This window comes from Lysobacter sp. GQ73 (genome assembly GCF_059758755.1).
The window spans coordinates 661,892-686,420 of sequence record NZ_JCAXEE010000002.1; the positions used below are offsets into that span (position 1 = coordinate 661,892).

At 59.9% G+C, this 24,529-nt stretch carries 30 protein-coding genes; 8 read left to right on the forward strand and 22 right to left on the reverse strand.

Annotated elements, in window-relative coordinates:
- Nucleotides 1-3: 3 nt before the first annotated feature.
- The 5 genes from AC6CH2_RS07675 to AC6CH2_RS07695 all read right to left on the reverse strand — a co-directional run bounded on the left by AC6CH2_RS07675 (nucleotide 4) and on the right by AC6CH2_RS07695 (nucleotide 2,801).
- Nucleotides 4-432, reverse strand: a complete 429-nt coding sequence (locus tag AC6CH2_RS07675; protein WP_498268715.1) for a DUF6511 domain-containing protein — start codon at nucleotides 430-432, stop codon at nucleotides 4-6.
- A gap of 204 nt (nucleotides 433-636) precedes the next feature.
- A complete protein-coding gene (locus AC6CH2_RS07680; protein WP_498268716.1) occupies nucleotides 637-1,251 on the reverse strand; it encodes a hypothetical protein in 615 nt (204 codons plus the stop codon).
- Between the two features lie 14 nt (nucleotides 1,252-1,265).
- Nucleotides 1,266-2,093, reverse strand: coding sequence for an ATP-binding protein (locus AC6CH2_RS07685; protein ID WP_498268717.1), 828 nt, complete (start codon nucleotides 2,091-2,093; stop codon nucleotides 1,266-1,268).
- Nucleotides 2,094-2,127: 34 nt separating this feature from the next.
- Nucleotides 2,128-2,598, reverse strand: a complete 471-nt coding sequence (locus tag AC6CH2_RS07690; RefSeq protein WP_498268718.1) for a hypothetical protein — start codon at nucleotides 2,596-2,598, stop codon at nucleotides 2,128-2,130.
- Nucleotides 2,595-2,801, reverse strand: coding sequence for a helix-turn-helix domain-containing protein (locus AC6CH2_RS07695; protein ID WP_057916339.1), 207 nt, complete (start codon nucleotides 2,799-2,801; stop codon nucleotides 2,595-2,597). The genes AC6CH2_RS07690 and AC6CH2_RS07695 overlap by 4 nt, the downstream gene beginning before the upstream one ends.
- A 646-nt stretch (nucleotides 2,802-3,447) precedes the next feature.
- On the opposite strand from AC6CH2_RS07695, the gene AC6CH2_RS07700 reads away from it, so the two are divergent.
- The 7 genes from AC6CH2_RS07700 to AC6CH2_RS07730 all read left to right on the forward strand — a co-directional run bounded on the left by AC6CH2_RS07700 (nucleotide 3,448) and on the right by AC6CH2_RS07730 (nucleotide 9,328).
- Complete coding sequence (locus AC6CH2_RS07700; protein WP_498268719.1) at nucleotides 3,448-4,365, forward strand: hypothetical protein; 918 nt, start codon at nucleotides 3,448-3,450, stop codon at nucleotides 4,363-4,365.
- A gap of 177 nt (nucleotides 4,366-4,542) precedes the next feature.
- Complete coding sequence (locus tag AC6CH2_RS07705; RefSeq protein WP_498268720.1) at nucleotides 4,543-5,010, forward strand: DUF2924 domain-containing protein; 468 nt, start codon at nucleotides 4,543-4,545, stop codon at nucleotides 5,008-5,010.
- Nucleotides 5,010-5,399, forward strand: a complete 390-nt coding sequence (locus tag AC6CH2_RS07710; RefSeq protein WP_057916336.1) for a recombinase family protein — start codon at nucleotides 5,010-5,012, stop codon at nucleotides 5,397-5,399. Before AC6CH2_RS07705 ends, AC6CH2_RS07710 begins: the two co-directional genes overlap by 1 nt.
- Nucleotides 5,396-6,730: a recombinase family protein gene (locus AC6CH2_RS07715; RefSeq protein WP_498268721.1), complete on the forward strand. Its 1,335-nt coding sequence runs from the start codon at nucleotides 5,396-5,398 to the stop codon at nucleotides 6,728-6,730. The genes AC6CH2_RS07710 and AC6CH2_RS07715 overlap by 4 nt, the downstream gene beginning before the upstream one ends.
- The gene (locus AC6CH2_RS07720; RefSeq protein ID WP_498268722.1) at nucleotides 6,727-7,155 is read left to right on the forward strand and encodes a hypothetical protein; all 429 of its coding nucleotides are present in this window, start codon (nucleotides 6,727-6,729) and stop codon (nucleotides 7,153-7,155) included. The genes AC6CH2_RS07715 and AC6CH2_RS07720 overlap by 4 nt, the downstream gene beginning before the upstream one ends.
- A gap of 56 nt (nucleotides 7,156-7,211) precedes the next feature.
- The gene (locus AC6CH2_RS07725; RefSeq protein ID WP_498268723.1) at nucleotides 7,212-7,721 is read left to right on the forward strand and encodes a helix-turn-helix domain-containing protein; all 510 of its coding nucleotides are present in this window, start codon (nucleotides 7,212-7,214) and stop codon (nucleotides 7,719-7,721) included.
- Between the two features lie 908 nt (nucleotides 7,722-8,629).
- Nucleotides 8,630-9,328 (forward strand): hypothetical protein, encoded by a 699-nt coding sequence (locus tag AC6CH2_RS07730; RefSeq protein ID WP_498268724.1) that lies wholly within the window; start codon nucleotides 8,630-8,632, stop codon nucleotides 9,326-9,328.
- 89 nt (nucleotides 9,329-9,417) lie between these two features.
- Here AC6CH2_RS07730 and AC6CH2_RS07735 read toward each other — a convergent pair whose 3' ends face one another.
- The 17 genes from AC6CH2_RS07735 to AC6CH2_RS07815 form a co-directional block, all read right to left on the reverse strand.
- Nucleotides 9,418-9,711 (reverse strand): hypothetical protein, encoded by a 294-nt coding sequence (locus AC6CH2_RS07735; protein ID WP_498268725.1) that lies wholly within the window; start codon nucleotides 9,709-9,711, stop codon nucleotides 9,418-9,420.
- Nucleotides 9,712-9,782: 71 nt separating this feature from the next.
- Nucleotides 9,783-10,325 (reverse strand): hypothetical protein, encoded by a 543-nt coding sequence (locus AC6CH2_RS07740; protein ID WP_498268726.1) that lies wholly within the window; start codon nucleotides 10,323-10,325, stop codon nucleotides 9,783-9,785.
- Between the two features lie 45 nt (nucleotides 10,326-10,370).
- Nucleotides 10,371-10,931 carry an AbiU2 domain-containing protein gene (locus AC6CH2_RS07745; RefSeq protein WP_498268727.1) on the reverse strand — a complete coding sequence of 187 codons (561 nt, stop codon included), beginning with the start codon at nucleotides 10,929-10,931 and terminating at the stop codon, nucleotides 10,371-10,373.
- Between the two features lie 634 nt (nucleotides 10,932-11,565).
- On the reverse strand, nucleotides 11,566-12,603 hold the full coding sequence (locus tag AC6CH2_RS07750) for a hypothetical protein (RefSeq protein ID WP_498268728.1): 1,038 nt from the start codon (nucleotides 12,601-12,603) through the stop codon (nucleotides 11,566-11,568).
- A gap of 800 nt (nucleotides 12,604-13,403) precedes the next feature.
- Complete coding sequence (locus AC6CH2_RS07755) at nucleotides 13,404-13,931, reverse strand: hypothetical protein (RefSeq protein ID WP_498268729.1); 528 nt, start codon at nucleotides 13,929-13,931, stop codon at nucleotides 13,404-13,406.
- A 223-nt stretch (nucleotides 13,932-14,154) separates the two neighbouring features.
- Complete coding sequence (locus AC6CH2_RS07760) at nucleotides 14,155-15,477, reverse strand: hypothetical protein (protein WP_498268730.1); 1,323 nt, start codon at nucleotides 15,475-15,477, stop codon at nucleotides 14,155-14,157.
- Nucleotides 15,478-15,580: 103 nt separating this feature from the next.
- Nucleotides 15,581-16,372 (reverse strand): NYN domain-containing protein, encoded by a 792-nt coding sequence (locus tag AC6CH2_RS07765; RefSeq protein WP_498268731.1) that lies wholly within the window; start codon nucleotides 16,370-16,372, stop codon nucleotides 15,581-15,583.
- A gap of 630 nt (nucleotides 16,373-17,002) precedes the next feature.
- On the reverse strand, nucleotides 17,003-17,830 hold the full coding sequence (locus tag AC6CH2_RS07770) for a site-specific integrase (protein WP_498268732.1): 828 nt from the start codon (nucleotides 17,828-17,830) through the stop codon (nucleotides 17,003-17,005).
- 296 nt (nucleotides 17,831-18,126) lie between these two features.
- The gene (locus tag AC6CH2_RS07775; protein WP_498268733.1) at nucleotides 18,127-18,630 is read right to left on the reverse strand and encodes a zonular occludens toxin domain-containing protein; all 504 of its coding nucleotides are present in this window, start codon (nucleotides 18,628-18,630) and stop codon (nucleotides 18,127-18,129) included.
- Between the two features lie 4 nt (nucleotides 18,631-18,634).
- The gene (locus AC6CH2_RS07780; protein WP_498268734.1) at nucleotides 18,635-19,798 is read right to left on the reverse strand and encodes a zonular occludens toxin domain-containing protein; all 1,164 of its coding nucleotides are present in this window, start codon (nucleotides 19,796-19,798) and stop codon (nucleotides 18,635-18,637) included.
- Nucleotides 19,795-20,118 (reverse strand): DUF2523 family protein, encoded by a 324-nt coding sequence (locus AC6CH2_RS07785; protein WP_498268735.1) that lies wholly within the window; start codon nucleotides 20,116-20,118, stop codon nucleotides 19,795-19,797. Before AC6CH2_RS07785 ends, AC6CH2_RS07780 begins: the two co-directional genes overlap by 4 nt.
- Nucleotides 20,115-21,749, reverse strand: a complete 1,635-nt coding sequence (locus AC6CH2_RS07790; protein WP_498268736.1) for a hypothetical protein — start codon at nucleotides 21,747-21,749, stop codon at nucleotides 20,115-20,117. Before AC6CH2_RS07790 ends, AC6CH2_RS07785 begins: the two co-directional genes overlap by 4 nt.
- Nucleotides 21,750-21,866: 117 nt before the next feature.
- Nucleotides 21,867-22,118 carry a hypothetical protein gene (locus tag AC6CH2_RS07795; protein ID WP_498268737.1) on the reverse strand — a complete coding sequence of 84 codons (252 nt, stop codon included), beginning with the start codon at nucleotides 22,116-22,118 and terminating at the stop codon, nucleotides 21,867-21,869.
- A gap of 28 nt (nucleotides 22,119-22,146) precedes the next feature.
- Nucleotides 22,147-22,359, reverse strand: coding sequence for a hypothetical protein (locus AC6CH2_RS07800; protein WP_498268738.1), 213 nt, complete (start codon nucleotides 22,357-22,359; stop codon nucleotides 22,147-22,149).
- A 3-nt stretch (nucleotides 22,360-22,362) separates the two neighbouring features.
- Nucleotides 22,363-22,716: a hypothetical protein gene (locus AC6CH2_RS07805; RefSeq protein ID WP_498268739.1), complete on the reverse strand. Its 354-nt coding sequence runs from the start codon at nucleotides 22,714-22,716 to the stop codon at nucleotides 22,363-22,365.
- Nucleotides 22,717-22,808: 92 nt separating this feature from the next.
- Nucleotides 22,809-23,444: a rolling circle replication-associated protein gene (locus AC6CH2_RS07810; RefSeq protein WP_498268740.1), complete on the reverse strand. Its 636-nt coding sequence runs from the start codon at nucleotides 23,442-23,444 to the stop codon at nucleotides 22,809-22,811.
- A 1-nt stretch (nucleotide 23,445) separates the two neighbouring features.
- Nucleotides 23,446-23,865 carry a hypothetical protein gene (locus tag AC6CH2_RS07815; RefSeq protein WP_498268741.1) on the reverse strand — a complete coding sequence of 140 codons (420 nt, stop codon included), beginning with the start codon at nucleotides 23,863-23,865 and terminating at the stop codon, nucleotides 23,446-23,448.
- Between the two features lie 195 nt (nucleotides 23,866-24,060).
- Between AC6CH2_RS07815 and AC6CH2_RS07820 the strand changes: the two genes are divergently transcribed.
- Nucleotides 24,061-24,333 carry a hypothetical protein gene (locus tag AC6CH2_RS07820; RefSeq protein WP_498268742.1) on the forward strand — a complete coding sequence of 91 codons (273 nt, stop codon included), beginning with the start codon at nucleotides 24,061-24,063 and terminating at the stop codon, nucleotides 24,331-24,333.
- Nucleotides 24,334-24,529: the final 196 nt, after the last annotated feature.

The following is a 24,529-nucleotide window of genomic DNA, read 5'->3' on the forward strand; positions in this document are numbered from 1 at the left end:
TGGTCAAAAGGGAATCGTGTCGTTCTCGAAGCCGTCGAGCGGCGGCTTGACCTTGTAGGCGTCAGGGTTCGACTGTGCTCGGACTGTTGCCTCGTAGGCCTGCGTGATGGCCTCGATGACCTCCGTGGCCTGCGTTTGGTTGTAGTGCCCGAGCGGCACGTCGAAGCCGATGCGATCGGCAACGGAGGCCATGGCTTGCAAGCAGGCGCGTTGAGCGTCATGGGTAAGTGGGTGAGTCACAGGCAAAAGCTCCTCTATCGACGCCGGATCGCTCCGGCGTCGGGTGTCGTAGAGTTGGTGGAAGGCGTTCTGGCAGGTTGTCGAACAGAACGCCCATCGGTAGGGCGCGCGCCGCGGATCACCGATCCGCCGGCGCAGGTCCAGGTGGCCGAAGCCGCGTGCAGGTTTTCCGCACGCCCAACAGCACGTCATCGACCCTGTCTGGACCGCTCAACCATTTGGTCGCGGTAGTCCATCAACGCCTTCGCGTGCTCGTGAAGTTGCTGAGCCGATCGCAGCAGGTGTTGGATCTGCACTTCCAGTTCGCTACGTCCGAGTTTCCGCAGATCCGTATAGATGCCTTCGCGGTTGGGGTATCGATCTTGCAGCCGGGTACGCCTCATGGCCCGTCACGCCTCACTGCGCCCATGCGGGGCGACCGGTTACCGGCGACGCCGCGGCTTGAGCCGCGTGTGCGACGTGCGCCGGCACGGACGCCGACGACCCGGCCTGACCGCTGCCCGGCACGGGCACCGTGCCCATGACCTCCTTGTAGCCGGGGTGGTCCGGCATGATCGGGATCTTGATCACCGCCTTGTCTTCGTTATGCTGGTCTCGCTCCCAGTCGACTTTGCCGGCGAAGACCAGGCCATCGAGATCGGCGAAGCTTTCGATGCAGCGACCGGCTTGCGCGGCGGCGCTCACGTCGTCGGGATGCAGGCCGAACGCCGAGTTCAGCGCGCCCTTGAGGAAGCTGCGGCCCATCTGGCCCCAGGTCGGGCCCTTGTCGCTGTGCAGGCCGATCAACGACCACAGCTTTCGCCGCGCGTACTTGCCTTCGAGCACGACGAACTCGCCGTTAAGATAGACCGCGCCGCTGTCGCCACGCGTGGCCCAGCCATGCAGCCAGCCTTGATTGACATCGTTGTAGCCGCCGGGCTTGATGGTCATGCGGACTTTGACCAGCGTGCCTTTGGGGATGAGTGCGAACGACGGGCTTTCCACGTCGTTGAAATTGTTCCAAGCCGTCATGGGGCACCTGCGAATCAGTGAAGAGAGGGGTCGTTCGGCGCTGCCGCTTCGGGCGCGCCGAGCTTGCGCATGAGTTGGCCCAGGTTCGGGGGCTCGATCTGATCGAGTCGACCGGACCGGTCCTTGGCCGGGAACCCCCACGGATTGGCGGTGTGGCAGACGAAGGCGCGGTACGGCGGGCCGTCCCCGGACGTGATCTGCGCGAGCGTGATCACCTCGTCCACGATGCCGGGCAACTCCAGTCCGGTCTTTGAGCCGTCGATCTGCAGCTCGTAGACCTTCTTATTGAAGTCGTCGATGCGCTCGTCGAGGATGCCGACGAACCAAATGTGCTTTCCGCGGGTGTGCTGGATGTGGGTCAGCCAGCCGACCATCTCCTGCCCCATCAGCCCATAGGCACCGCGCGTGTCCGGCTTGCCGGTCTTTTCCGAGAACGCTTGCGGCTGCCCCTTGCACCACTGCAGGCACAACCGACCGGCGACGGTGATCGAGTCGATGAAGAGCGTGCGGTAGCGATCAAGCACGGTGGGATCGCCGTAGCGCGCACACGCCTGCTCGTAGTGCCAAAGGCTGAACGGCTGGCCATCGCGCAAGGCTGGATTCGGGCCACCCAGAAAAACGGCCAAGTCGCGGCAGTCCTCCCAGGTGCGCGGGCGCAAGCTGTCGCCCGGCCAGTCCTTGACCGCCAGGTCGCCGGCCTCGATGTCCACGAACAAGGTCGTCGCCGGGTCCAGGCTCCATAATTGAAAGGTCTTGCCCAGACCCCAGCGTCCGATCAGCACACCCTTGACGCCACGGACTTCGGCCAAGCGCTGCTCGGCGGTCACGATAGGCAGGACCATCAGCGGCAACCCCCACTCAAAATTGCGAATTTGGTCACAGTTCACCGCCCGCCGTAGAGAGGCGGAACGTAGGCTTGCCGGTCTTGAGCGTGCGTGCCGCGTCGAAGTTCGCGCGCATCGACACCGGCCAGCCGCTGTATTTGCTCTCGCTGATGCGGTAGCTGATCTCGACGAACTCGCCGGGGTCTTCGCCCGCGGCGCGGATGCGCTGGACGATCTGCGCGAGCCGGGCCTGATCCCACTCGATCTTCTTGGGCAGCTCGACGCTGACACGAACGTCGCCATCGGCAAAGCTCACCGTGCCGGCGTCCTTGCCGGCGGCCAGGCGTGCCTGAGCCGCGATGCGGCTATAGCGCAACTCGAGCGCGCGATCGATCCAGTCGGCGTTCGCCTTCGCGGTCGCGAGCGCGTCGACCACCTGCTGCTTCAGGTCGAGCAACAGCTCGGGCGCGAACTCGGCCAGCTCCGATGCGGGGCGCCCGATGCATTGTTCCAGCAGCGTCATGCAGACACCTGCGCCGGAGTCGTCGTGGACGACCGCATCGAGGCGGTCTCGAACTGCTCGACGTCGTCGTGCCGGTAGCGCACGTGACCGGCGATCTTGCAAAAGCGCGGCCCGATACCTTCGGTGCGCCAGCGCTCCAAGGTCTTCGCCGGTACGCGCCAATGCGCCGACAACTCCTCGGGCGAGTAGAAACCACTGCTCATGTTCTGCTCCTTGTATGCGGCGTGTTCTGCCGTGCAAGAAGCGTCGGTCAAGCGCAGTGAGGAATGTAAGGGGGGAACGAGCTAGGAATCAGTGAGGAATGCATGAGGAATCGAGGATCAATTCCTCACTGACCAAATCTCGATCACCGACTGATAGAGGTTTGCGCATTCGAGTGAGGAACCGACGCCGATTGCTCACTGAATTCGCTCGTGACCGCCCTCAATCCAAACGAAGCATGAACACAATCGACCGGAACGCGGATCACGTGTCAGCGGATGCGCAAGTGATATTGCGCACAGCTTCGGCGACAGGATAGGCTGCTATTCAGCAAGACAGAACCAACTAAAAGTGGCTCCTCCAAAGGCCAAACTTATGCACAACGGATTGTTTCAAACTGCCACGGCGGCGACGTTCACGGACTCAGCTCAACCCTCTCACTCTCTCGTTGCTCCTGTACTACGGAGCAAACTCGACCTTGCCGCCCATGGCGGCGGACAGATACCCGATCTGATTCCGGATCTAACGATTCGCTGATTCCCTGATCCGCTGAGTCGCTTCATCGGCTGCACCTGTACCTAGCCCGCTTGGGCCTGACGGGCAGCTATTGCCTACGATTTCGAAGGACACATCGTGCTGTACCGATACTTGAACTGGTTCGAATCCGAACCGGCAGATGCCCTGTTGCCCTACGACGGCGACGCCATGAGCGATTTCGCCACGCTGGGAGCGTTGGCGAAGACCCGGCGCACCCGGCGAATCCATTGCGCACGGTGCGGCCATCAGTTCGCCCTCCAGTTGCACTCGTATCAAGAGCGCGACGTGAAATGCGTGGTGTGTGCGGCAGACGTTGAGATGACGTCCGAGTACATGTCGACGCAGGTCCAGCTCGACTGGTTGCCGGCGTTGCTGACTCGCCGGCTCGCGGGACCGAAGGCCGTGCCGGACATGCTGATCGAGAACCGGCTGTGGCGCCTGGCGAGTCTCAACACCGCCGCGGGCGATGTGCCGGTCTATCTGCTGCGCGCCGGCTGGTACATCGACTTTGCGCCGATCCTCTCGTGCCTGCAGCTCGACTCGGTTGGCCGGCAAATCGTGCTGACCTCCTCGCCGTTGATCAACACCCAACTCGCCGACACCCATCGCACGATCCTGGCCCTCGACGAAGTCGTGCGCATGGAAACCGAAGGGCTCTGGCTGGATTTCCGGCGCCTGGGGGATGCCATTACCGCGCCCTACCCGGTCTGGTTCGATCACGACCCCGCGAGCGGCCGGCTGGCGATTGGCGATGAAGCCATCGTGCTCCGGCGCAGTCAGAAGGAGGTCGTCGGTCTGCTCGCGGCGGCGCACGAAGCGGGGCATCAATCTGTCAAATGGAAACCGCTCCTGCGCCAAGCACGCTACGGCGGTCAATACACCTCGCTGTGGCAGGCCCTTCCCTCGGAACTTCGTCGCTTCATCGATACGGCGAAGGGCGATGTCTGGATTAGGAAGGAAGCCTTGCCGCCCTCGCGTGCCGGTCCGCCGAGCACGTCCAATGCCCCATCCCCTGATGACCATGAATGAAGACCCTAAGCAGGCTGAAGCCCACGCTCGACTCGATGCAGTAGCGAACTTGTTGGCGCTCGCGGTCGTTCGATTGCGCGCCGATATCGATGCATCGGCTGGAGAAACCCGTGGACTTGCAAACGTCTCCGAACCGAGGGTGTATGTCCGCACCTTCAAACCGCAAGGGAGAGAGACGTGAAACGATCCACTGCCCCACCCAGCAAGGTCAGTCCGAGAATTGCCGCGCTGCAAAGTCTGGGCTGGAGCGAACTGAAGGCGATGTGGGAAGAGCTGTTTGGGCGGGAACCCGGCATCAACAATCGCAAGTACGTCGAGCGCCGGATAACCCATCGACTGCAAGAGCTGGCTGCCCAAGAGAGCCACGCGGACCTGCTTCGATCCAACGAGCGGCGGATTCGACATTTGCTCGAAACCGGCGCCGTCCAACCCAAGAAAGAAGGAACGATGCGCGTGGGCGCCGTGCTCACGCGAAATTACCACGGCGCATTGCACTCCGTTCGCGTGCTGGACGAACGCTGCTTTGAGTACTGCGGAAGGCAGTACCGGAGCCTGTCTGTCATCGCCCGCGAGATCACCGGCACCCGCTGGTCCGGCCCGGCCTTCTTCGGACTTCGCAATCCCTCAACCAAGGACAAACCCTAATGGACCCGTTCATCATCCCGCCGACCGATCCGCGTGAGCCGCTGCGCATCGCGATGTACTGCCAGACGCTGTGGGCCGACACCGATTTCATTGGCTACCAGAAGACCGTGATCACCGATACCCTGCGGCGCTGCGCCGACGTGCCGCCGGTGCTCAGCACCTACATCGACAACGGCTACTGCGCGAACACGCAGATCCGGCCGGACTTCCAGCGACTGTTGCTCGATGTGGCAGCGCGAAAGATCGACGTCATCGCCGTGTGCGACTGGGGACGACTGGCGACGACCGATGCCGACATGGGGCAGTTGCTGCGATTCTTCTATCAGCACGATACCTTGGTGATCGAGTGCAAAACGACGCCGGCACGGCTGGTGCTGCTCGCGGCATGAACACCCTCCCGCCCAAGCGGCAGCGGTGTGCCGTATACACCCGCGTCTCCACCGAGGAAGGGCTTGGGCAGGCCTACACCTCCATCGACGCCCAACGCGACTCCGGCGAAGCCTACATCGCCAGCCGGCGTTCGGAGGGCTGGATTCCGGTCGGCGACTATTATGACGACGGCGGATACTCCGGTGGCAACTTGGACCGCCCGGCCCTCAAGCGCCTGCTGGACGATATTCGCGCCGGTAGGATCGACATCGTCGTCACCTACAAGATCGACCGCCTCACCCGGTCGCTGTTCGACTTCGCTGAGCTGTTCAAGATCCTCGAAGAACACAACGTGACGTTTGTCGCGGTGACCCAGCACTTCAACACCACCGATGCCATGGGCCGCATGGTGCTTAATATCATGCTGACCTTCGCCCAGTTCGAGCGGGAACTGACCGCCGAGCGCATCCGCGACAAGTTCTTGGCCAGCAAAAAGAAGGGACTGTGGATGCACGGAGTTCCACCGCTCGGATACGACGTCAGGAATCGCCGGTTGGCGATCAATGAGTCAGAAGCCGAAGTGGTTCGCTGGGTGTTCCGAAGCTTTGCGCAGGATCGCTCGATACAGAAGGTCGCCGAGCTCGCGCTGCACGCCGAGTACCGCAACAAGTCGTGGACCAGTGCAGCCGGGCGGCACGCGCAAGGCAAGGTGCTGGACAAAGGCGCAATCCACAAGATCCTCCACAATCGAACCTACCTCGGTCACTTGAAGCACAAGGACACAGAGTTCGAGAACACCCACCCACCCATCATCGATGCGGCGCTGTGGGAGCGAACGCGCGAGATACTCGCGATCAACGCCCATGCGCGCACCAACCACTCGCGGGCCAACGTGGCCTTTCTGCTGAAAGGCCTGCTGTTCGATTCGCAGGGTGCAGCCTTGTCCCCGTGGCATACGACCAAGCGCGATGGACAACTCTATCGCTATTACCTAAGCAAGGAGCTGATGGACCGGGGCAAGCTGGCCCGATCGCCCCTGCCGCGCCTGCCTGCCAATGAGCTGGAGTCGATCGTGGTGAAGCAGTTCCGGCGGATTATTCAGTCTCCTGAGATGATTCAAGCTACCTTATCGGCGGCGCGGTTCCAGGACACGGCATTGGACGAAGCACAGATCACCGTGGCGATGCGGCAAATGGACCGGATATGGGACTCGCTATTCCCGGCCGAGCAGCAACTCATTGCCCGGCAACTGATCGAGAAGATCATTGTCGCCCCCGAACGCCTGGAAATCCGGTTCCACCCGTTGGGCATCCAGCTACTGGCGGATGATCTGCAAAGGCACGCCGCATGACCGAGGACGTCATCCACCCCAACGGGGAGGCCAGCACCTTCTATACCAACGACGGCGCGGCCACCGTGTCGATTCCGATTCGTCTGAGGCGGCGATCGGGACGCAGGACGATGCAGGCAGCCAGCGTCGGACATGCCGGCGCCGCGCCGGATCTGACCGCCATGCAGCAAGCCTTAGCGCGCGGCTTTCGTTGGCGCGACATGCTAGACACCGGCGAGGTGGCGTCCATGAAGGAGATCGCGGCCAGAGAACGCACTGACCACAGCTATGTCGCCCGCATGATCAACATGACCCTGCTGGCTCCGCAGATCGTCGAAGCGATCCTGGACGATACGCTCCCCGATATACGGTTGACACGGCTGGTGGTGAGCCCGCCGTTGCTCTGGCATGACCAACTCCAGCGTGTCGGCCTGCAAGCGCGTTAACTCTGTTCCGACACAGTGAATCCGTTCCATCCACCCTGAGAGATAGAGGACGCCCCATGCCGAATATTGCTTCTGTGCTGAAAGACGAAATCGTCCGATTAACGAGAAAAGAATTCAAGCAACAGATGGAACCCCTTCGCAAACAGGTGCTCGCACAACGCAAGACCATCACTTCGCTCAAGACCGATATCGATCAGCTTCAGCGGGGTATCAAGGTGCTGTCCAAAGGGCCGCGCAAGAGCGGGAACGTGGACGCCGACCCCACCGCGCCGACCACGCGGACACGCTTCTCGCCCAGCGGCCTGCGCAAGTTGCGTGAGAGGTTCGGTCTTTCGCGAGAAGCCTTCGCTCCCTTGCTCGGTGCGAGCCACCAGTCGGTCTATAACTGGGAACGAGCCGCCGCCCGCCCCCGCGCAGAGGTCATCGAGAAGATCGCGATACTGCGTGGCATGTCCAAACGGCAAGTCCTGGCGGTATTGGAACAGCACGGGCCCAAAGCGCAGAGGCCAGCGGGGCCGAAGGAGAAGGCCACCAAAAAGAGGGCAAAGAAGGCCGTACCCGAGTGACCGCCGCGCCTGGCCGGAGCGTCTCGGCCCGCGAGACAGCGCCTAACTAATGTCCAGCCATGGACGCTCTCCGGCCTTTACAAGATCTGCCTCCCGGCTTTCATTGGGAGGCGCCCTTTTCCGGTTCGATCTTCCCGTCCCACCTTGTCGTGGTACCGGATGACGACCCTGACGCGTGGCTCGCGACGGTGGCCCCCGCGCACGGAGAACTGGCGGCGGTCGCGACCATTCGCCGACACCTTGGCCTCAAGGATCACGTCAGCCGCCCCTTCCGCACCGACGCCGCCGCCTTGGGGTGGGTCGCACGCTGGCTTTCCAGCCAGGGAGGCGCGGTACGCGCCGAGCTAGCCGGCTACGGGCCGTTGCGCCCCGTCACCCCGGGTTGACGGCGCACGCGCCCAATCGCGCTCAGCCGACTTCGTTTGGCTCTCGTAACATACGGAACCAGCGAGCACGTCGCCCGTCCAGCCACTGAACTTCGCCTCATGTCGATTTGTGTGTCCCGCTATCCCTGCTGGCTGCGTACCCGTAGCGAGCCTCCGCAGTACGATCCGGAGACGTCCGTCGCGGTGATCGAGGAAGAGCGAGAGCCCGATGAGTGGGGCGAGCCAGGGCGCCTGGTGCGCCGGAAGCTCCTCTATGTCGAGGGTCCGTTCGGTGGGACGTGGGCAGATCACCACCGTTCTCGGCATTCGTCGTGGCGTTTGGAACTTGGCCCGAGAATCGGCGGTCTCAATTGGGCCAGCTCCACAGAGGAGTGAGCCGTCAGCTCGGTATCGCAAGCCCAGCGAGCCGACACGCGCCGCGGGATCAAAGCGTTTTCCTACATAAATCTAAGATAGCGAAGGGTGGTTCTGCCCTCGCGGCAATATCGGTACTATCGACCGACATTAACCAGGGGAACATGAGTGCGTACGTCGAAGAAATCGTTACTCCCCGTTCAAATTCCGCTGCCTGAGAATCTACCCCTCGCTGGAAATGCAGTCTTCGTTCGACTCCCCACACTGACGGCGCTTGAGCAGTTCTGGGCGACGCAACGTGACATTCGACCGTTTGCGGCGAACGGCGTCGGCTGCACTTCCGGCCAGCGCTTTCTCAATGAGTACGAATGGGTGTTCGCGCCGACGAAGGCGGCACTGGTGGCTGCGTTTACGCGCTGGGACCAGACCGGCATCGACGTGCGCTGGTACGACTGGAAAGGCGACGCTAACGCGGACATTAGTCACGAAGAATTCTTCCGCGACTACGAGTCCCACCGGGATCGCCGGATGGCCGAGGGCAATTGGACGTTGCAGGACGAGGTCGACCACCTGGAGTACTCACCGGAACGTTATACCGGGGAGTGGATCGTCGAGAACTTACCGGATCAAACCGACATGGGCGATTGGTTCGGCCTCGGCTACAGGAGCATCATCGACCGTTCGCTGCACATCGATGAGGTCACGCGAATCATGCAGGAACGGACGTTCGATGACTGGGTCGACATGGACACCTACGACATCGAAGTCCACGACGCCGCCGCGATGGATGAAGAGATCGAGTACTGGCGAACAGAGAAGCGCGAGGACGCGGGGTGCTACGGCCACGAGAACAAACATCCAGCTTGAGCTTCGGTCTAGCCCGCAGGTCTTGTGATGTATCAAGCACAAATAGTTATTGGGCCGAGCCGCGAAGCGGCTTTGGCTTGAATTAATTGTCAGGCTCGCTTGGTGAAGCGAACAGGCGGCTGACTAGCACCGCTCCCTTCTGGCGCCATTTCCGGCGCGGCCCGTATTTGCCAGCCTTGTGCCGATGCCCACTGCTTAAGCTGATCGAGGTCTATCAGCGGGGCGTCAAACGATCGTGGGTTTGGCTCAAGCGAAGGGAATGCCAAAGCGACTTGTCGATAGGGCACAACGACGTCGTTCTCCCGGCACTCTTTTAGTGCTGTCTCCAATGCGGAAATCCATCTCGCCGCATTGCTCTGCCAGACCTCTATATTCTTAGCCATTGCGGAGTGTCCTTTCGAAGCTGACGCCGGAATAGAACCGAGCTGCTGGGCGGCTTCGGTTTGAAAGATCGCTAGCTGCCGAGATACGAGTTCTCGAACACGATCCTGGCGGACTCAAATGGGCAGAAAGCCTCGTGGTACCTAATCAATTCACGAGCAAGCATTGGTTCATTGTCTTTGACGCCAATTATGCGACAAAGCTCGTTTTCGCCGGCTATTAAGTCAGGTGCAGAAAACGAACAAAAAAACTCAGGAGAATGCAGCGAACCGTCGAGATTGCGGCGCCGAACATAGATATTGTGATCGGCGGAGATCCCAATAGCTTGTAGCACGAGCCTCAACATGACGCCTTCGACTATCAGAGGCCTTCGACAGCTGTCCAGTGTGCTTTTTAGTGCTGGAAGGTCTAGGGCGTCCGGATAGAAGAGCTTGCCATAGCGCACAAAGCTGTCACAGCCGACGACGGGCCAGCCTAGGCTCAAGCTCAGGTGTTTGGCCGACCACGACTTGCCTGAGGCCGTGAGCCCGTCTATACCAACAATTCCCGGACGGTCAAGGTTGCTGACAAGCGAAGTCAGCTCGTTCTTGTTCCAAGCTGTGAGAATAGTATCCAAGGCAGCTAACGTCCGAATTAGAAGAACCGCGGCTTGAACTAATCGTTAAGTTCCGCCGTGCTGCAGCCGCTCTAGCATGGCGAGAGTGGCCGTCTCATAGGACCTGTCCTCAGGAACGCGAAGCGGATGCCCAAGTGCGTCAGCCACCGCATTAATGGCCTCTGATATCGCATCGATCACCTCCCGTATCTCATCTGGCTTTATGCCATAGATCTCATAGACTTCGGTACGCTCTGAAGCGTGTTCGTTGTGCAGTACGGTGCGATTGCGAATCCCCAGAATGCGTTGAACATGAGATTTCATTGGGGACAAGTCAAGTTGGAGCCTGTCCGAGACGTCAGCTCGTCCCTCAGTGTGCAGTGCGGCCTTGAGTGCGGCGATGCCGGCTGAGCGAGTGTCGCTATCGTAAATCTTACCTAGAGCGACGAAGATGAGCTTGTAGTGGCCTGAGTTTGAAGCATGGAAGAACAGGACATGTTTGAAATCATTCATAGTCTCGCGGAACTCTGGCAAGGCCAAATTTCGTAATGCCCACCAGATTTGATAATGCGCGCGAGCGGCAGTCGTCTCTTCAATGATGTGGCCAAGAATCTTAAGCGCTGTCATGGGTAGCAGGGCCCACGCCGGGATTGAGTTGAACCGAGCCGCGAAGCGGCTTCGGCTTGAATGAACTGTTAGACCATGCGCCCACGATCTTTCAGAAGCGCAAGGCCACTTAGAACAATGCCGACCCAACCCACGACGCCGAGCCACAAGTGGATAACGCCCCGGGAGACTTGCTGGTCAGCCGTTGCCAACAGTAGCAAAACCACCAAGAGCACTCCTGTAACACCAGCGGCCATGAAATACGAGGCTTGCGGTGGACGTGAGAAGGCCAGGATCAGCGCAATTCCGAGAATTGGAAAAGCGAAAAGAGCAGCTGTCTTAAGATCATTAAGTAGTGGCGTCGGTGACGCAGAGTTTGTGCCGAACGAAAGCCATATCTCAACAGCCGTAATAGCCGTTGAGACCGTGAATGGAATCCACCTGAGCGCGGAAAAGATTGTTCGCATGGCCTAACGCCTGAATTGAGCTGAACCGCGCCGCGAAGCGGGCTTCGGCGTGGTATTCGACGACTATGGCGGTTCAGGGCCGGGTCTTTGAAATTGCACTCTGCCCCTATTCTTCGTGACCGCCTCCGACCCGAAGCGGACCTCCCCCACAAACTCACACAGCAGCGATGTTAAGTCTTGTCAGTGAGTCACGATGTGTGACCCCTGATCCTTTGGAGGATCTCAGTGACGTGCTTTGGATACTCACCGCTGAAGTACTCGAAGGTAAGCGGATTGGCTGTATAGAAGTGGCAGCAGAACTCGACCCAGTCTTCCGTCCTCAATGGGCCATTGATCTTGAAGACCTTGCTTGACCTGGCCTTGATGTGCGCAGGGTTTTTCATCGTCATATTGAAGTCGAAATCCCTCCTCTGGAAATATTCCTCCTCCGTGAAAAACTGGATCGCACCGTCGAAGTGCCTGAAGCAATTGGCCGCCAGATCGAACTCGCCGTGCAGGTAGCGGGCGGGTAAATAGTGCTGCTCCCCGACTTTGACCCGGATGTCCTGCGTCTTCATTTCCAGGGCCTGGAACGATTTGATGCCATCTGACTCGCTCCACTTGATGTCTAGACAGTACGCGTTAGCGAAGAAGGAAGACAGATGCCGAGATTCGAGATCCAAAGGCGGGCGCAGCTTGGCAATTCCGGGTTTGATGTTTCGTATGTCCTCGTCGAAGGGAGCGCCGTACCAGGTGTCGGCCTCGACATAGCCACGTCCGTTGACGTCGATCCGTACCCGGTCTTCGTCGAGAGCGATATATTTTTCGATGCCGGGGCCGTTGAACCGCCAAAATAGCTCTATAAACCTTGGGGCCCAGTTGTTGACTTCGTGCATTCCGCGCCGGTAACAAGGGTGGGCCATCAAGATAAAGTCAGGCCCAGCGAAGCATCCTTCGTAAAAAGGGCTGGGAGAAAATCGGCCCGCGATCTCGTCGAACGGTAGTAGCCCGTCGCGCTCAATCCCTATTGGCCCCAACAACGCCCTTGCGATGCCTGGCGCCTTGGCAACGATGCCTATTGTTTGGATGTACTCGAATGACTCCGCGCCCAGGATCACGCCTCTGGATGCGGCTAACGACGTGAATTTCGCGATCAAGTCAGCTGCTTTGGTTAGCTGCTCGCGAGAATGTTTTTCCATGTCCGCGAAATAACGGGCCATCATTTCGTCGCATTCTTGGTCAGCCATCACCGCATTCCGAGTAGTTGATTGAATCTCGCCAATATACGCAATCCATCCGGTTGAACGATTCCGCCTATAGGACGAGCTCGAAAGCGTGGCGCACCGGGCCGGAAATGACCGCTCCTGGCCGATAGCGGACTATACGTTCTTGACGCTTTGGGCATTCGACTTTTTATTTTTACTGAGACGCTGCCGCCGAGCCGCGAAGCGGCTTCGGCTTGATTAAATTAGTAGCCATTAGGGCGATGTCCAAAGCACCAATAGTCAATAGCCACGTTGCTCTGCAGCATCTGTGAGTGGGGCTGGCTCGCCATGATGATATGACCCTGACGCCTATGTTACGGCCAACCAAGAAGCGGCAGCGGCCGAAGTTGTTCCGATACGTGCTAGCTAATCTTGACGCATTGAACGAAATGTTTCTTCACCTCGCCAACGATTTGAAGAGATGTAGCTCGGTCGCCGGATGCGAGCAATGAAATCTGTTCCTTTGATTTGCTTGCAACGGTCAACAACGACGCGCACTCGCAAATACTACTGAGCGACGACTTGGTCGCACTCACGAAGGGTGCGGCTGCCTCCGGATTGGAAAGCACCGCAGCTTTGCATGCGTCTTGAGCACCCTGGAACGCGGTCAGGCGACGCTGAAGGTCTGCCGAGTCTTGCGCCGCTGCTGGAAGCGCAATTACCACCAGGAAGAGCGCCAACCTAGAAGGTTTCATATCTTGAGTTCCGCGGTGATGAGTATGATTGGGAGCGGTCTAGCGTGTGATCTGCGAGCCGCGAACGCCTTCAGCTTGAATGGATTGTTAGCTGCCCGGCCAAGCCATAGCCTGGTTACCTGAGGAGTTCCGGTAGCCGAAGTAGACATGCGCAAACGTTGCCGAGATGTCAGGGCTTCCCAGCCCAGTCCAGGCTTCATTAATCTCACGGACTGTGTCCCCGTCAAGCCATGGCGATTCAAGACCCACAACTAATATTCCTGGGCCGTACTGAGCAATGCAGTCCGAATACGTGGCCTTGCCAGCCTTGTCCAGAACCCCCTTGCAGAAGGCACCCGCAAGTTGAGCGTCGGGTTCAATGCACCCGCGTTGCTCCATGGGACGATGGACCACAGCCGCCGCATGAGTGGTCAGGTCTCTTGCCCACTCACCAGAAAAAAAGGCATCGGTATGCTCCATCCATGTCGTGATGGAACCATCCGACAAGATGGCATCAGGCGGATCAGGACGAGCGACAATTTGTAGTGCTAAACCGTGCAGCCGATTATGTTCTCTCAACGCTGCGTTGAGGACTGCTAGTTCGTGACGCTCTTTAACGTTGGCGACAGTGTTCAAAAGGCACCCTACTAATTAGCGAAAGGCTGACGATTGCCATTTCGGATACATCGCGAGGTTGTTGAACTTGACGAGGCTGGCTTGCTGCCGGTCGAATTCATATCGGACGACACTTCACCTAGCGGCATACCGTCAATGACTAGGCAATCAAAACCGCCTTTCCTGTGGGCGGAACAGATTGAGCGACTGCAACTTCTGAGCGGCGCACTTTAGGCGTCGCTCGCTACACAGCGGCCGGAACACGTATCTTCGCGATGCTTGCCAGTTCGACCTCTAGCGATCGCACGGTCTCAAATATTTTCGACCTCGCCTCGGGCACCCTGCTCATCCGCGCGGAGGTGGCATCGTCACTGTGAAAGAGGCCGTGTATGCGATGCTGTAGCTCCAGCGCTTCCAAAGCCGTACCGGCCCACCCGTCCTCCTTATAAAACGGCACGGGACCTCTCCCGGTCTCGCCTACGACAATCGCCATCAGCGGGCACAGGTCGATTACTTCGATCAAACCAGCGTCGCACGTTAGGAATGCCGGAATGAAGTAACGTGCGCTACCGCCCGGCTGTAGGGCCATCTCTCCCTCCATTCGACGTACATGGAACAGATCCCAAGCCATTCCCCGGAGCGATGCGAATGTATCCTCGCGCCCCTTCTGGACGCCACCGAAGAACGAAAACTTCTGCCCTCGTTCGAAGTAGTGCAAGGCGACTAACGTCTCCCGTTTCCAGATTGTCGCAAGGCTTGAATCGCAGAAACGAAGGAAATCCAACAGCTTGCTTTCCGTCGAACGTCGAGGGTTGGAAACCTGAATAGCTGCCATCTTCAGCAGTAGGGCGTAAAAGCACTCCAACTGGAGCGCTAGCTGATTCTTATGCGGCGCGGTCTGGCCTTCGTAGATCAACTGAGACATAAGCTCTTGCGCTCGACGATGCAGCCCATCGGCGCCAAGCGTAGATCGAGGCTCGTTCACGCTCTGAAAATGCGACCTATCAAGCGTTCGGAGAGTTTCATAAAATAGGATCTTGCTATAGATCCGTGCTTGCTGCTCCGCCGTCCCGCAGTAGATTCGCTGATAGTTCTCCAGCATGTAGGGCATGGGATTGACGTCTACGTCGGGGCTCGCAATAAACGCAAAAACGTCAGCGAAGTTCGCCGGCACTTTGGCCCGATTCGTGATGTATGGCTCCAGATAGCTGACGGTCTGCGTATCGAGCCCGATCGAATGATCGAAGCCTACCGTCGTTGTCCCGGCAAGCGCGTCCTTCAAGGTGTCTTCGTCAAGAAAATAGAGCTTGCCTTCAGCAAACACGTTGCGAACAACGAATCCGCCAGGGAGAGTGCGGTTCACCGCGAAGCCTGGTCGATTTCCGTCTTCCGCACTTAATACGAACCTGCAACCGTGCAGTAAGGTGCGATTCGACATGTAGGCTTCCCAAGCCATATCGACCGTACCAGCCAAGCATACGGAAGTCATCGCGCGCTCCCGAAGAAGCTGATTCAGCTGCGCATCCATTGCTTCTCTATCTGCCTCTATTGGAATCAGGACTTCCAAGCCCGCTTCATGGCGCGTCGTTGCATCCTACTCATCCTTGCGAGTCCAGAGCACGCATCCGACCGACACCAGACCCCGATCACGCCGTGATTTGACAGCGTACCTAGGGTATTTGGGCCTGAGGCTTCGGGCTGACCGACCAATGGCCACCTTCCTCTTGCTTTAAAAGGAGCAGGTCGTAGGTCTTGAGCATGTTCAAGAGTCCGGAATGACCGTAAGCCTGGGCCGAGAACGCAGGATCAGTTCGCCGGAGATATATGCCCAATGCGCTCAACGTCACCTTACCGTCAGGCATTGCCCCCGCTAGTAGTTCAACGGCGTCCACAACGAAGCGCGGGCGACGCCTTACGATCGGCTTGGGCGCCTCAGCCCTCATGCCATCTAGCTTGGTAGCTGACTCGCCTTTCGCGCGGCCCCCGTTTGCGACCTCGCCTAACGCACCTTCTTCTAATGGCTCCCGTATCCACTCGAAGAACTGATCACTAGCGTTGCGCAAGGCTTCGGGAGCTTTGGATTCGCCGACGATACAAACGGTTGCCCCACGTTCGCGCAGCTTACGGCATAGGTACGCGAAATCAGAATCGCTCGTGACCAGGCAAAACGTCAGGGCGCGCTCGTCGAACATCGCCTCTAGTGCGTCGAGCGCCAGCGCGATATCTGCCGTGTTTTTTCCGGACGCATACTGAAATTGCAGGTGGGGGGTGAATGCCTGGCGGACCAAAGCTTCCTGCCATCTGGCCCCGAGAGTGCTTGTGTTCCCGTAGCCACGGCGCAGGACGACCCGTCCGAATTGGGCGGCCATGAGCAGGGCGTATTCGAGGATGTCAGGGGAAACATTGTCGCAATCAACGAGGACGGCGACCCGACCGTCCAGGTGGCTTAGTGAAGCGCTCATTCCATTGGGCTCCGATCTGGGCTGTAAGCAAGGGCACCCGTTGGGCGGCCTCCCAACGACGCCTCATTGTATCCAGCAGCTCACGGGCTCGACGGCGATCTGCACAACCTGTTGATAGATGTGGCCTATTGTTCCTCAGTGTTCCCCTGAGTGAATAGACTGGTTTGAAAACCGTAGCCGTGGGCGCGTCAAAGCTTGACCATCAACCTCACGGCGATGTGCGACTCGGGGCGTTTTTCGTCAGCGACCAGAACGGTAGACCCAAGCACTTTTCATTCTCCGGACCTGTGGTTTCGGAGAGTGAGTTTGACGTGTTGGTTGACCTGTTGATCGCCGAAAAACTCGCAAAAAAGTCCACGGCTAACCCGTTGATTTGTAAGGGGCGAAAATCCAGGCCTGTGGTTCCGAGACCACAGGTAGGGAGAAGAGAGAGGACTGACTGGCGAAAACTTCGCCAAACGGCGTTTTTCGCCGGTTCTCCGAAACCACGGACTTCGCCGAAACCCTCGAAAATAAGGGGGTTTTCTCGACCTGCGGAGGGGGAGATAAACGCCCTTCCGAAAGGGGTGGTGGGCCCACCAGGATTCGAACCTGGAACCAAAGGATTATGAGTCCCCTGGTTCCGGTCGTTTACGCCGCAAAAACTCGCGTGATCGTCTCCGCGTAACGTGCGTAATGGCTTGGCGCAAGATGCGCGTAGCGCTTAACCATCGCCTCGCTTTGCCAGCCGCCAAGCTCCTGCAACACGTGTAAAGGCGTTCCGTTCTGCACGTGCCAGCTTGCCCAGGTGTGCCGCAAGTCGTGCCACCTGAAATCCTTGATCTTTAGCTTCGCGAGGGCATCACGCCATGCCTTCGTATTCGCACACCTAATCGGCCGGTCGTGATACACGAAAACATGTATTTCGTGGTCTTTTCTGCGTCGCCGCAGCACGTCCATTGCCGTAGCCGATAGAGGCACTGAAATCGGCCGACGTGCCTTCGCCTGATCTGCGTGTATCCACGCAAGACGCCTGCGCATATCGATCTGGGACCACTGCAAGCCAACGATGTTGCCGTGGCGCAAGCCAGTCGCCAGAGCGAAGCGAACTATGTCGCGCTGGTGATCGGGCAATCTCGCAATCAGCTTTCGCGCCTGCGAGGGCGTGAGCCAGCGAACACGCCGCTTCTTCTCTGGATACATGACGACCTTCGGACATCGAGTCGTCCATTCCCACACCTGATGCGCTCTGCGAAGCACTGCGCGGATCAATGCGAGATAGCGATTCGCATTTGCTGGCGACGTTCGGTCGGCGATCTTGCGGCCAACCTTCGAGATGTGATCGCCTCGAATCGCATCAAGCTCGCGACCACTGAACCAAGCATCGAGCACCTCGACTTTCGCGCGGTCGTTTAGGTGCGTTGCCTTGTGGCGAGTCTCGTCTAACCAACGTGATGCAGCGTCATCCCATGTATGCACTTCGCTCGCTCCTTGCGTGTGGTCCCCACCCCCGCCGAACCATGCCAGCACACTTAGAATTGCGCAACTGTAAGTTGCGATAGAAGGCTAGGCACATTTGGCGCTCCTGCAGGAGAAACGAGAACGCCGGCAAGCTGCCGGCGTCGTGGGGTCGATCTCGATAAGGCGGGTACTCGGGCGGGTCGGTCCCGGCCGTCGACCTTGCGTCAGCAGGCCCGCTCAAGCCGTCGTGCGAAGCCTGCGCGGGCGCGGGTGAGGCGTTGGGCTGGAATGCCCCCTGTGCTCGCTGCGGGGCCTTAGGCGACGATTGCGCGCCTGGGGAACGCGAACAGCTCTCGGCCGGTGGCCTGTTCCTGGTAGCTGCGAGGAAACTCGTTACAGCGCTCCCAGGAGAAGACGTCAGCCGCGTGGACCCCGGGACATAGCACCAGGTGCTCATGACGCCGGACGAGCCCGCGTATGCCCTTATCGAGCTGCCGAGGGTGTTGCGTCACCAGCAGCAAGGTCAGCAGCTCCAGGCCCGGCAGTGGATCTCCGGTTTCCAGGTTAAAGAAGTCAGCCGGCAACGTCCCAGGTCGACCCGGCCAGAATCGATGGGCCTCGTCGACGACGAGCAGCGAACCCGCCGGTAGCCGGCTCCATTCCCTCGGGTGGTCGAGCTGGCGGGCGGCTGCGGGGTGCTGGCTGCCCATGCCGAAGGCATAGACCGGCCTGCGGGCCTCAACAGCCAGCCCGACGCGATGAATGGCGCGCAGGGACTTGCCGCTGCCCGGATACCCGGTGATGAGTTCGATAGCCATGTGATCAGCCTCCTTTGGAAACGGTGGGCGGCAGCACGTCGCCGCCGATGAGAGTAGCGCCCGGGTCCTGGTCTTCGGAAGCGCCGGGCTTTGAAGCGGAATTACCCCGTTCGACCTCAGAAGCGGCAAGCTTGCGTTGCTGCGTCACGTCGTCGAGTCGGTTGCGTTCCGCGATGTCCTCGTTGAGAAACGGTTCGTACTGACCTTGGCGAGCGATCATCCGACAGCGGTTGTCCTCAACCTTGTAATTGGTTCCCTGCTCGGTCTTACAGGTGCAGGACTCGTCGCCGTCGTAACCCGACGACATGCAGAAAATGCGCGGCGGCTGCGAGGGAACGGTGAGGCTGTCGTATGCCGGGGCAGTCCAAGGTTGACCACCGATGCGAGGCGCCAACCACGCTACGTAGTCGGTTTTCCGCAGGTCATCGCCGGAAGGCTTGCCCCCCACCGCGGCGGCCGTCGCTCCCGCTCCGTTCGCCGCGGTGTCGTGCGCCTTTGCTTCTGTGGTGGCGGCAATCTCCTTCTCGCCAGTCAATCGCCCCTCCACGTTGGTCATCGTGTGCCAGCCCCACCACAGCAACGCCGGCACCATCACCACGGCCGTCACGTAGTACCAGGGAATCTTCCGCTCGGTCGTATCGAGTACGGTCGATTCGTAGAGGCCCATCGGCCGCTTGGGCAACCGAACACGCTTGAGGATGAGTGGCTGTCGCTTCTCCGGGTTGCGCTCGAATCGGTCGAACGTCCGCAGGTGCGCGAAGGGCAAGCCGAAGCGGCGCCGCACATGCACGTGTCGCTCGATGAGGTCGTGCACGAACTCGTCGACCTGCTTAGCCGGCGACTGGCTCACGAAGATGAAATCCAGGCCTCTGTGCCGATGCTTGGCAAGCTGCTGCACGTGCTCCGGCACACGAGAGCCCGGCGGGCGCTTCGGCAACATGCCGTGCTCGTATGCCTCATCGACCACCGCGACCGCGCCGTCGGGAAGAAAATTCATCCAGTCGCAGAACTGCTCCGGCGACATCTGCAACATGCGAGCTTCTTCGTGCTTGAACCCGCGTACGTTGCAGACGTAGACCAATCGCCCTTCATTGCGGAGGTCGATTGCGTGATCGATCGCATGGAGCGTTTTGCCGTGGCCGGGCTGCCCGGTATACCAAAAGATCATAGCCCGCTCCCGCCCAGCTCATCGGCGACCGACTTCGGGATAACAAACGTCTTCCAAGCAAGCCGTACGGTCAGCGCGGACAACACCATTGTCATCGCGACGTCGAGCCCAATCGCCGACATGAAATCCATCGCCTGCGCCGGCAACCCGTTCGCGTAGCCCTTAACGAATTCCTTCAGGTTTGGAAGCACGGTGCTAAACGACACGGCAGAGAGTCCGAACGTGCCCAGGATGCGAGCGACGATGGACGCCGCCCCGATCTTAAACACGTTGTAGAGCTTGGCCGCGAACGCGGCAAACATCATGCCAATCTGCGTCATACATTCCCCATCAAGATTCGGAGCGCGGTATATGCGCCATAGATGAGAATCACCGCACGCATGATCGAAACGAGCGTGCACCACCACGTCGCCTCATCGAGATTCACGGTTGCGAACGGGCCGATTTTGATCACTCCCAAACTCGGGCAACTACCACCACCACCGAAGAACCCGCCAACGTCGAGCATGTCGGTACTCACGCCGAGCATTCGCGTTTTGGGTTCGTGGTCGCCGGCGGGATCGCCGTCGCCGGGCTCGGTGCCGTCGGTCTTGGTCCAACCCGGTTGATCGCAAATCTGTGCGCGCAACCCGCGCAGCTTGATCGCGTCAGCGCCGTTTCCTTCGACGGTGAATGGCTGCTGGCAGTCGCCTACGTCGCCGGTCACCTTGACTGCTCCATTGCACACGATGGCGCGCATCGCCCGCAGCTTCACGGCGTTGGCGTTCGTTCCTTCCACGGTGAACGGCTTCGTACAATCGCCTACGTCGCCGGTCACCTTAGCCGCATTGCCCGCTTCGACTGCGCACCGCGTTTCCCAGGCCTGCGTTGCGACCATGTTCAGAGCTGCATCCCCGGTAACGACAGGCGGTGTCTTGCAATCGCCGCCCCCGCTTGCAGAGTTACCGTTCCCATCTTTGCCACCGGTTCCGGTGTTCGGCTCGCCATCGGCGCCACCGCCGGAGCCAGTACCACCCGAACCCGTTCCGCCGTTCGCGTTGGTGCCGTTCGTGGTGGCGTAGTTCGTGGTCGTAGTCGTGATGTTCGTCGTACCGCCGCCATTGCTGGTGGTCGTGTTCGTCGTCATCGAATTGCCTTTCTTGGCGAGCGAATCGCCGGATGGAAGTTGCAGATTAGCCGGCGGAATCGGATTGGGTCCGGCATCGCGTTTTTGACGCGTGTCGCCATCGTTCTTTTCGCCGGTTTCGCCCGGCGTCCAGCAAATTTGTCGGCCAGAACTTGCGGTATAGCAGTGATTGCCATTTGGCTTGAGGCAGAGCGTTTGACCGGCCACAGGCTGACATTCTTGCGGTGGTTTCTTCTTCGCGTCGTCTTTCGGCATCGATGGCACATCAGGGCACATCGCCCCAGTGAACTCAAAGACACCAGCCGTCATACCTTGCACTGTCACGCTGGGCGAACTGCCTGTAACCGCATACGTGCAGCCCGCAACGCACTTCGACGAGAACGGCCGCACGACCTCACCCGCGTTCTTGAAACCGTCTTCGGTGTTGCGCCTTGAGCATTCGTCAGGATCGAAGCATTGCTTCATCGACTCGTTCCAAACCTTAGGCGACGGGCAGCCGAAGAAGTACGCCATTTCCATGCCGGTAGATCGGAAGATCGATTCGGCCGAACCGTTCTGCTGCTTGCAACGAAACCGCGCCGGATACCCGCCGCCTTGCGCGTCCATCACTGCGCCGTCGACCTTGGTCTCGTAAACACCGTACTGGCAGTTCTCCGCGCCACGTGCACGCGCCTGCGAATCGGCGTCGGCATAGGCCTGCTGTCGATCACAAACGCGGGGCAAGTCCTGGGGGCACGCTGTGGCGGCAAATGCGGCAGGAGCTGCCAACGCAGCTAGGGCGAAAAGAACGGCGGCCCGGACGGCACGCAGGTTAGACGGCTTCATATGCGAGCCACAGGGCCGGTAGCACGGCCAGCATTACGAGGTAGCCCATGTCGCACCTCAAATAAGAAGGGGCGGCATGCCGCCCCGTGTGGGTAGGTTCCTGCTGTGGCCGCCCGCTCAGTGAGCGCGCTTGATGTAGGCCCACAACAGCAGCAGGCCGATGATCGCGGCGAGCGCCACCAGGATTTCGCCGACGCTGTTCTTGGCGCCGGCAATCTCGGTCTTGATCGCACCGGCCGGGTCGGCCGCCTGGGCGAACGCGGCGACGGGAGCGAGCATCGCGGCACCGCCGGCGGCGATCTTCTTGCCGACGTTCTGCGCGGTGACCTTGGCGGTGTGGAGCTTGCTTTCGAGGGTCTTGCGGTTCATGCGGGGTATCTCCGATTGGGGGGGAGGGTTAGTAACGTTGCTCGCGGCTTGCCCGGATGTAGAGGCGCAAACACAGACCGAGTGTCCAAACGCCAGCTATCGCGAACGCGATTTCGGCGCCTTCTGCGGCCGAGAGCGTCGGAAAAATCTGTTCCGGCTTCTCGACCCACACGGGCACCGTGCACGTGCCGTCGACCGCGATGTTTTGCGAATCGCAGGCCTGCACGTACACGGTGCCCATGACTTACGCCGCCTTCTGCGGGGCCGGCGCCACCGGCTTCTGTGCCGGAGCCTCGACCTCGACGAGCGACATGCGACGCGCCAGTTCCGGGCCGTAGCGGCCGGGAACGATGTCGGCGATGACGTTCCAGCGATAGGCACGCCCGACGGCGTAGCCCAAGTTCGGGCCGTCGACTTCGAGTTCGAATTGCTGTTTCAAGATCGGCGTTTCGAGCGTCGCGGGGTGGAAGTACACCGCGCGAGGTCCGTTCTTGCCGGTGCGGGTCACGGTCTCGACGGGGCCACGGATGGTGACAGTTGCGAAGTCTTCAGCTTGGTTGCTCATGTCGTTTCTCTCTCTGTCGTCGTTAGTTGGCATCACACAAATCTCGGGCGGATTGGTAGGGTCAAGAATGGGTAAGAGCCCTGCGGCCCACCCATTCGCGTTCCCTGCCCAAGCCCGAAGGTTCTTCAGTCGCTTGCGTCGGATGTGTCTTGCGCGCCCTCCGACCAGGCGCTTTGCTGCGGTGCTGCGCTGTAGTCGAGGCGTGGCGGTGACCACGCGCCGAAGTTGCGCGAAAAATCGAGTAACCCGTCTTTCACGACGTAGTCAGCGACGTAGCTCTGCACGTCGTGCTGACTGCGAGGTCGCTCTAGGCGGTTGAAGCCGAATTCTTGGAGCCACCAGCGGTGGTGCGTCTTAAGGTGAGTAAGCCGCCAAAGATCGTCTGTTGGCGCGGATAGCAGCGCGTGGAAGTGCAGCCGACCATCCTTGTGGAACTCACTCCCTCGGACCCATTGCAGCCCGCCGTGCCATTTTTTCGACCAGTTGCGCCCGTAGATGTCGCCACTGATCTTGCTGACGAAGACACGAAACGCTTTATCGGCCGCTTCTGGATGCACAGAACCGTTGTTGCCCGTGCGATCGGCAACGAGGACTTGTCCCGTGCGTCGGTCTCGATAGAAACGCTGCTGTCGAAAAGTGAGAGTTGCGAAGCAATGTGCGGCGTGTCGCCCGAGAAGCTGAGCCCAGGCGTCGCGAACACGCGTATCCGCTTGACCGTACAACTCCGGTTGATCCAAAAGCTCGACATGGCGGGGCTCCACATCACGCCTGCGCGCTCAGCGGTACGCGATTTAGCGCAGCGAGGTCGGCGCACTCGAAGCACTCGCCATCGCCGAAGCGATACACGCAATGGTGGTCTTCGCTGGGGTACGGCCGCTGGGCCGCTAGGAATTCGTCGATGCTGCCGGCAAAGGTCGCGAACGGCGCATCGGGGTCAGGGCCAAGGGACTGTCGGATGGTCTCCCGAAGTCCGGGGATAGGTTCGCCGTCGTCGTGCGTCCACCAGTCGGTGAGGTAGCGGACCTCGCGTTCGTGCTGGTCCGACAGCCAGCGGTACACGCCGCACAGCTCGACCACGAGAACGAAGACGCCGACGACGGCGATAAACAGCGCGGCGAAGATCGCCAGCGAGTAACCGTTCTGAGCCAGGAGCAACCCCAGCACCTGTTCGAAAGCGTCCATTCCTACCCCCCGTAGTGGCCGGGGGCGGCGGCACCGGCTCCAACGGGGGAGGGGGTGCCGGGCACCGCCCCCGGCGGTTGCCTATGTCTAGGCCTTGATCTAGACGGGGTGGAGTATGCCTATCCCTTGAATTACGTCAAGGGGTAGGATGCCCATGTCATGTAGGTTGCCGACGAACGGCTACGGGGACCTGCGATGAATACGTTGCTTGTTTTGATCGCTTTAGGAGCTACACCTGTCGTGCCGCCGCCTAGCGTTACCGACCCGGCAAAGCTAGAGCAGGTGCGTGCAGGAAAAGAGATTTGCAAAGCGCTGGAAGCGTACGAAGCTCGATACGTTTTGAAGAAGAAAAAGACGTTGCAAGTCGAGTTCGCTCCAGATCACACCATCGAATGCGTAAAGGCAGATAGCCATGTCGTACACGACCGACCTACTCGACAAGTTCAAGCTGGCGAAAGGAATCGATAGCGACTACGCAGCTGCGCAGGCGCTTGGCGTTCGACCAAATCGCCTCAGCAACTACCGAACCGGCGTATCGCATGCAGACGACAAAACCGCCGTGATGCTGGCGGATGCGTTGGGGCTCGATAGGCTGAAGACGATTGCTGCGATCAACATGGATCGCGCTCGGGATTCGAAGGAAAAGGCCTTCTGGCGCCAGATT

Bases quoted from the DNA above. Each gene is read 5' to 3' on its own strand.
- AC6CH2_RS07675 (WP_498268715.1), bottom strand. From the start codon at position 432: ATGACGTGCTGTTGGGCGTGCGGAAAACCTGCACGCGGCTTCGGCCAC.
- AC6CH2_RS07680 (WP_498268716.1), bottom strand. From the start codon at position 1,251: ATGACGGCTTGGAACAATTTCAACGACGTGGAAAGCCCGTCGTTCGCA.
- AC6CH2_RS07685 (WP_498268717.1), bottom strand. From the start codon at position 2,093: ATGGTCCTGCCTATCGTGACCGCCGAGCAGCGCTTGGCCGAAGTCCGT.
- AC6CH2_RS07690 (WP_498268718.1), bottom strand. From the start codon at position 2,598: ATGACGCTGCTGGAACAATGCATCGGGCGCCCCGCATCGGAGCTGGCC.
- AC6CH2_RS07695 (WP_057916339.1), bottom strand. From the start codon at position 2,801: ATGAGCAGTGGTTTCTACTCGCCCGAGGAGTTGTCGGCGCATTGGCGC.
- AC6CH2_RS07710 (WP_057916336.1), top strand. From the start codon at position 5,010: ATGGACCCGTTCATCATCCCGCCGACCGATCCGCGTGAGCCGCTGCGC.
- AC6CH2_RS07715 (WP_498268721.1), top strand. From the start codon at position 5,396: ATGAACACCCTCCCGCCCAAGCGGCAGCGGTGTGCCGTATACACCCGC.
- AC6CH2_RS07720 (WP_498268722.1), top strand. From the start codon at position 6,727: ATGACCGAGGACGTCATCCACCCCAACGGGGAGGCCAGCACCTTCTAT.
- AC6CH2_RS07725 (WP_498268723.1), top strand. From the start codon at position 7,212: ATGCCGAATATTGCTTCTGTGCTGAAAGACGAAATCGTCCGATTAACG.
- AC6CH2_RS07735 (WP_498268725.1), bottom strand. From the start codon at position 9,711: ATGGCTAAGAATATAGAGGTCTGGCAGAGCAATGCGGCGAGATGGATT.
- AC6CH2_RS07745 (WP_498268727.1), bottom strand. From the start codon at position 10,931: ATGACAGCGCTTAAGATTCTTGGCCACATCATTGAAGAGACGACTGCC.
- AC6CH2_RS07750 (WP_498268728.1), bottom strand. From the start codon at position 12,603: ATGGCTGACCAAGAATGCGACGAAATGATGGCCCGTTATTTCGCGGAC.
- AC6CH2_RS07765 (WP_498268731.1), bottom strand. From the start codon at position 16,372: ATGAGCGCTTCACTAAGCCACCTGGACGGTCGGGTCGCCGTCCTCGTT.
- AC6CH2_RS07775 (WP_498268733.1), bottom strand. From the start codon at position 18,630: ATGGCTATCGAACTCATCACCGGGTATCCGGGCAGCGGCAAGTCCCTG.
- AC6CH2_RS07780 (WP_498268734.1), bottom strand. From the start codon at position 19,798: ATGATCTTTTGGTATACCGGGCAGCCCGGCCACGGCAAAACGCTCCAT.
- AC6CH2_RS07785 (WP_498268735.1), bottom strand. From the start codon at position 20,118: ATGACGCAGATTGGCATGATGTTTGCCGCGTTCGCGGCCAAGCTCTAC.
- AC6CH2_RS07790 (WP_498268736.1), bottom strand. From the start codon at position 21,749: ATGAAGCCGTCTAACCTGCGTGCCGTCCGGGCCGCCGTTCTTTTCGCC.
- AC6CH2_RS07795 (WP_498268737.1), bottom strand. From the start codon at position 22,118: ATGAACCGCAAGACCCTCGAAAGCAAGCTCCACACCGCCAAGGTCACC.
- AC6CH2_RS07800 (WP_498268738.1), bottom strand. From the start codon at position 22,359: ATGGGCACCGTGTACGTGCAGGCCTGCGATTCGCAAAACATCGCGGTC.
- AC6CH2_RS07805 (WP_498268739.1), bottom strand. From the start codon at position 22,716: ATGCCAACTAACGACGACAGAGAGAGAAACGACATGAGCAACCAAGCT.
- AC6CH2_RS07815 (WP_498268741.1), bottom strand. From the start codon at position 23,865: ATGGACGCTTTCGAACAGGTGCTGGGGTTGCTCCTGGCTCAGAACGGT.
- AC6CH2_RS07820 (WP_498268742.1), top strand. From the start codon at position 24,061: ATGAATACGTTGCTTGTTTTGATCGCTTTAGGAGCTACACCTGTCGTG.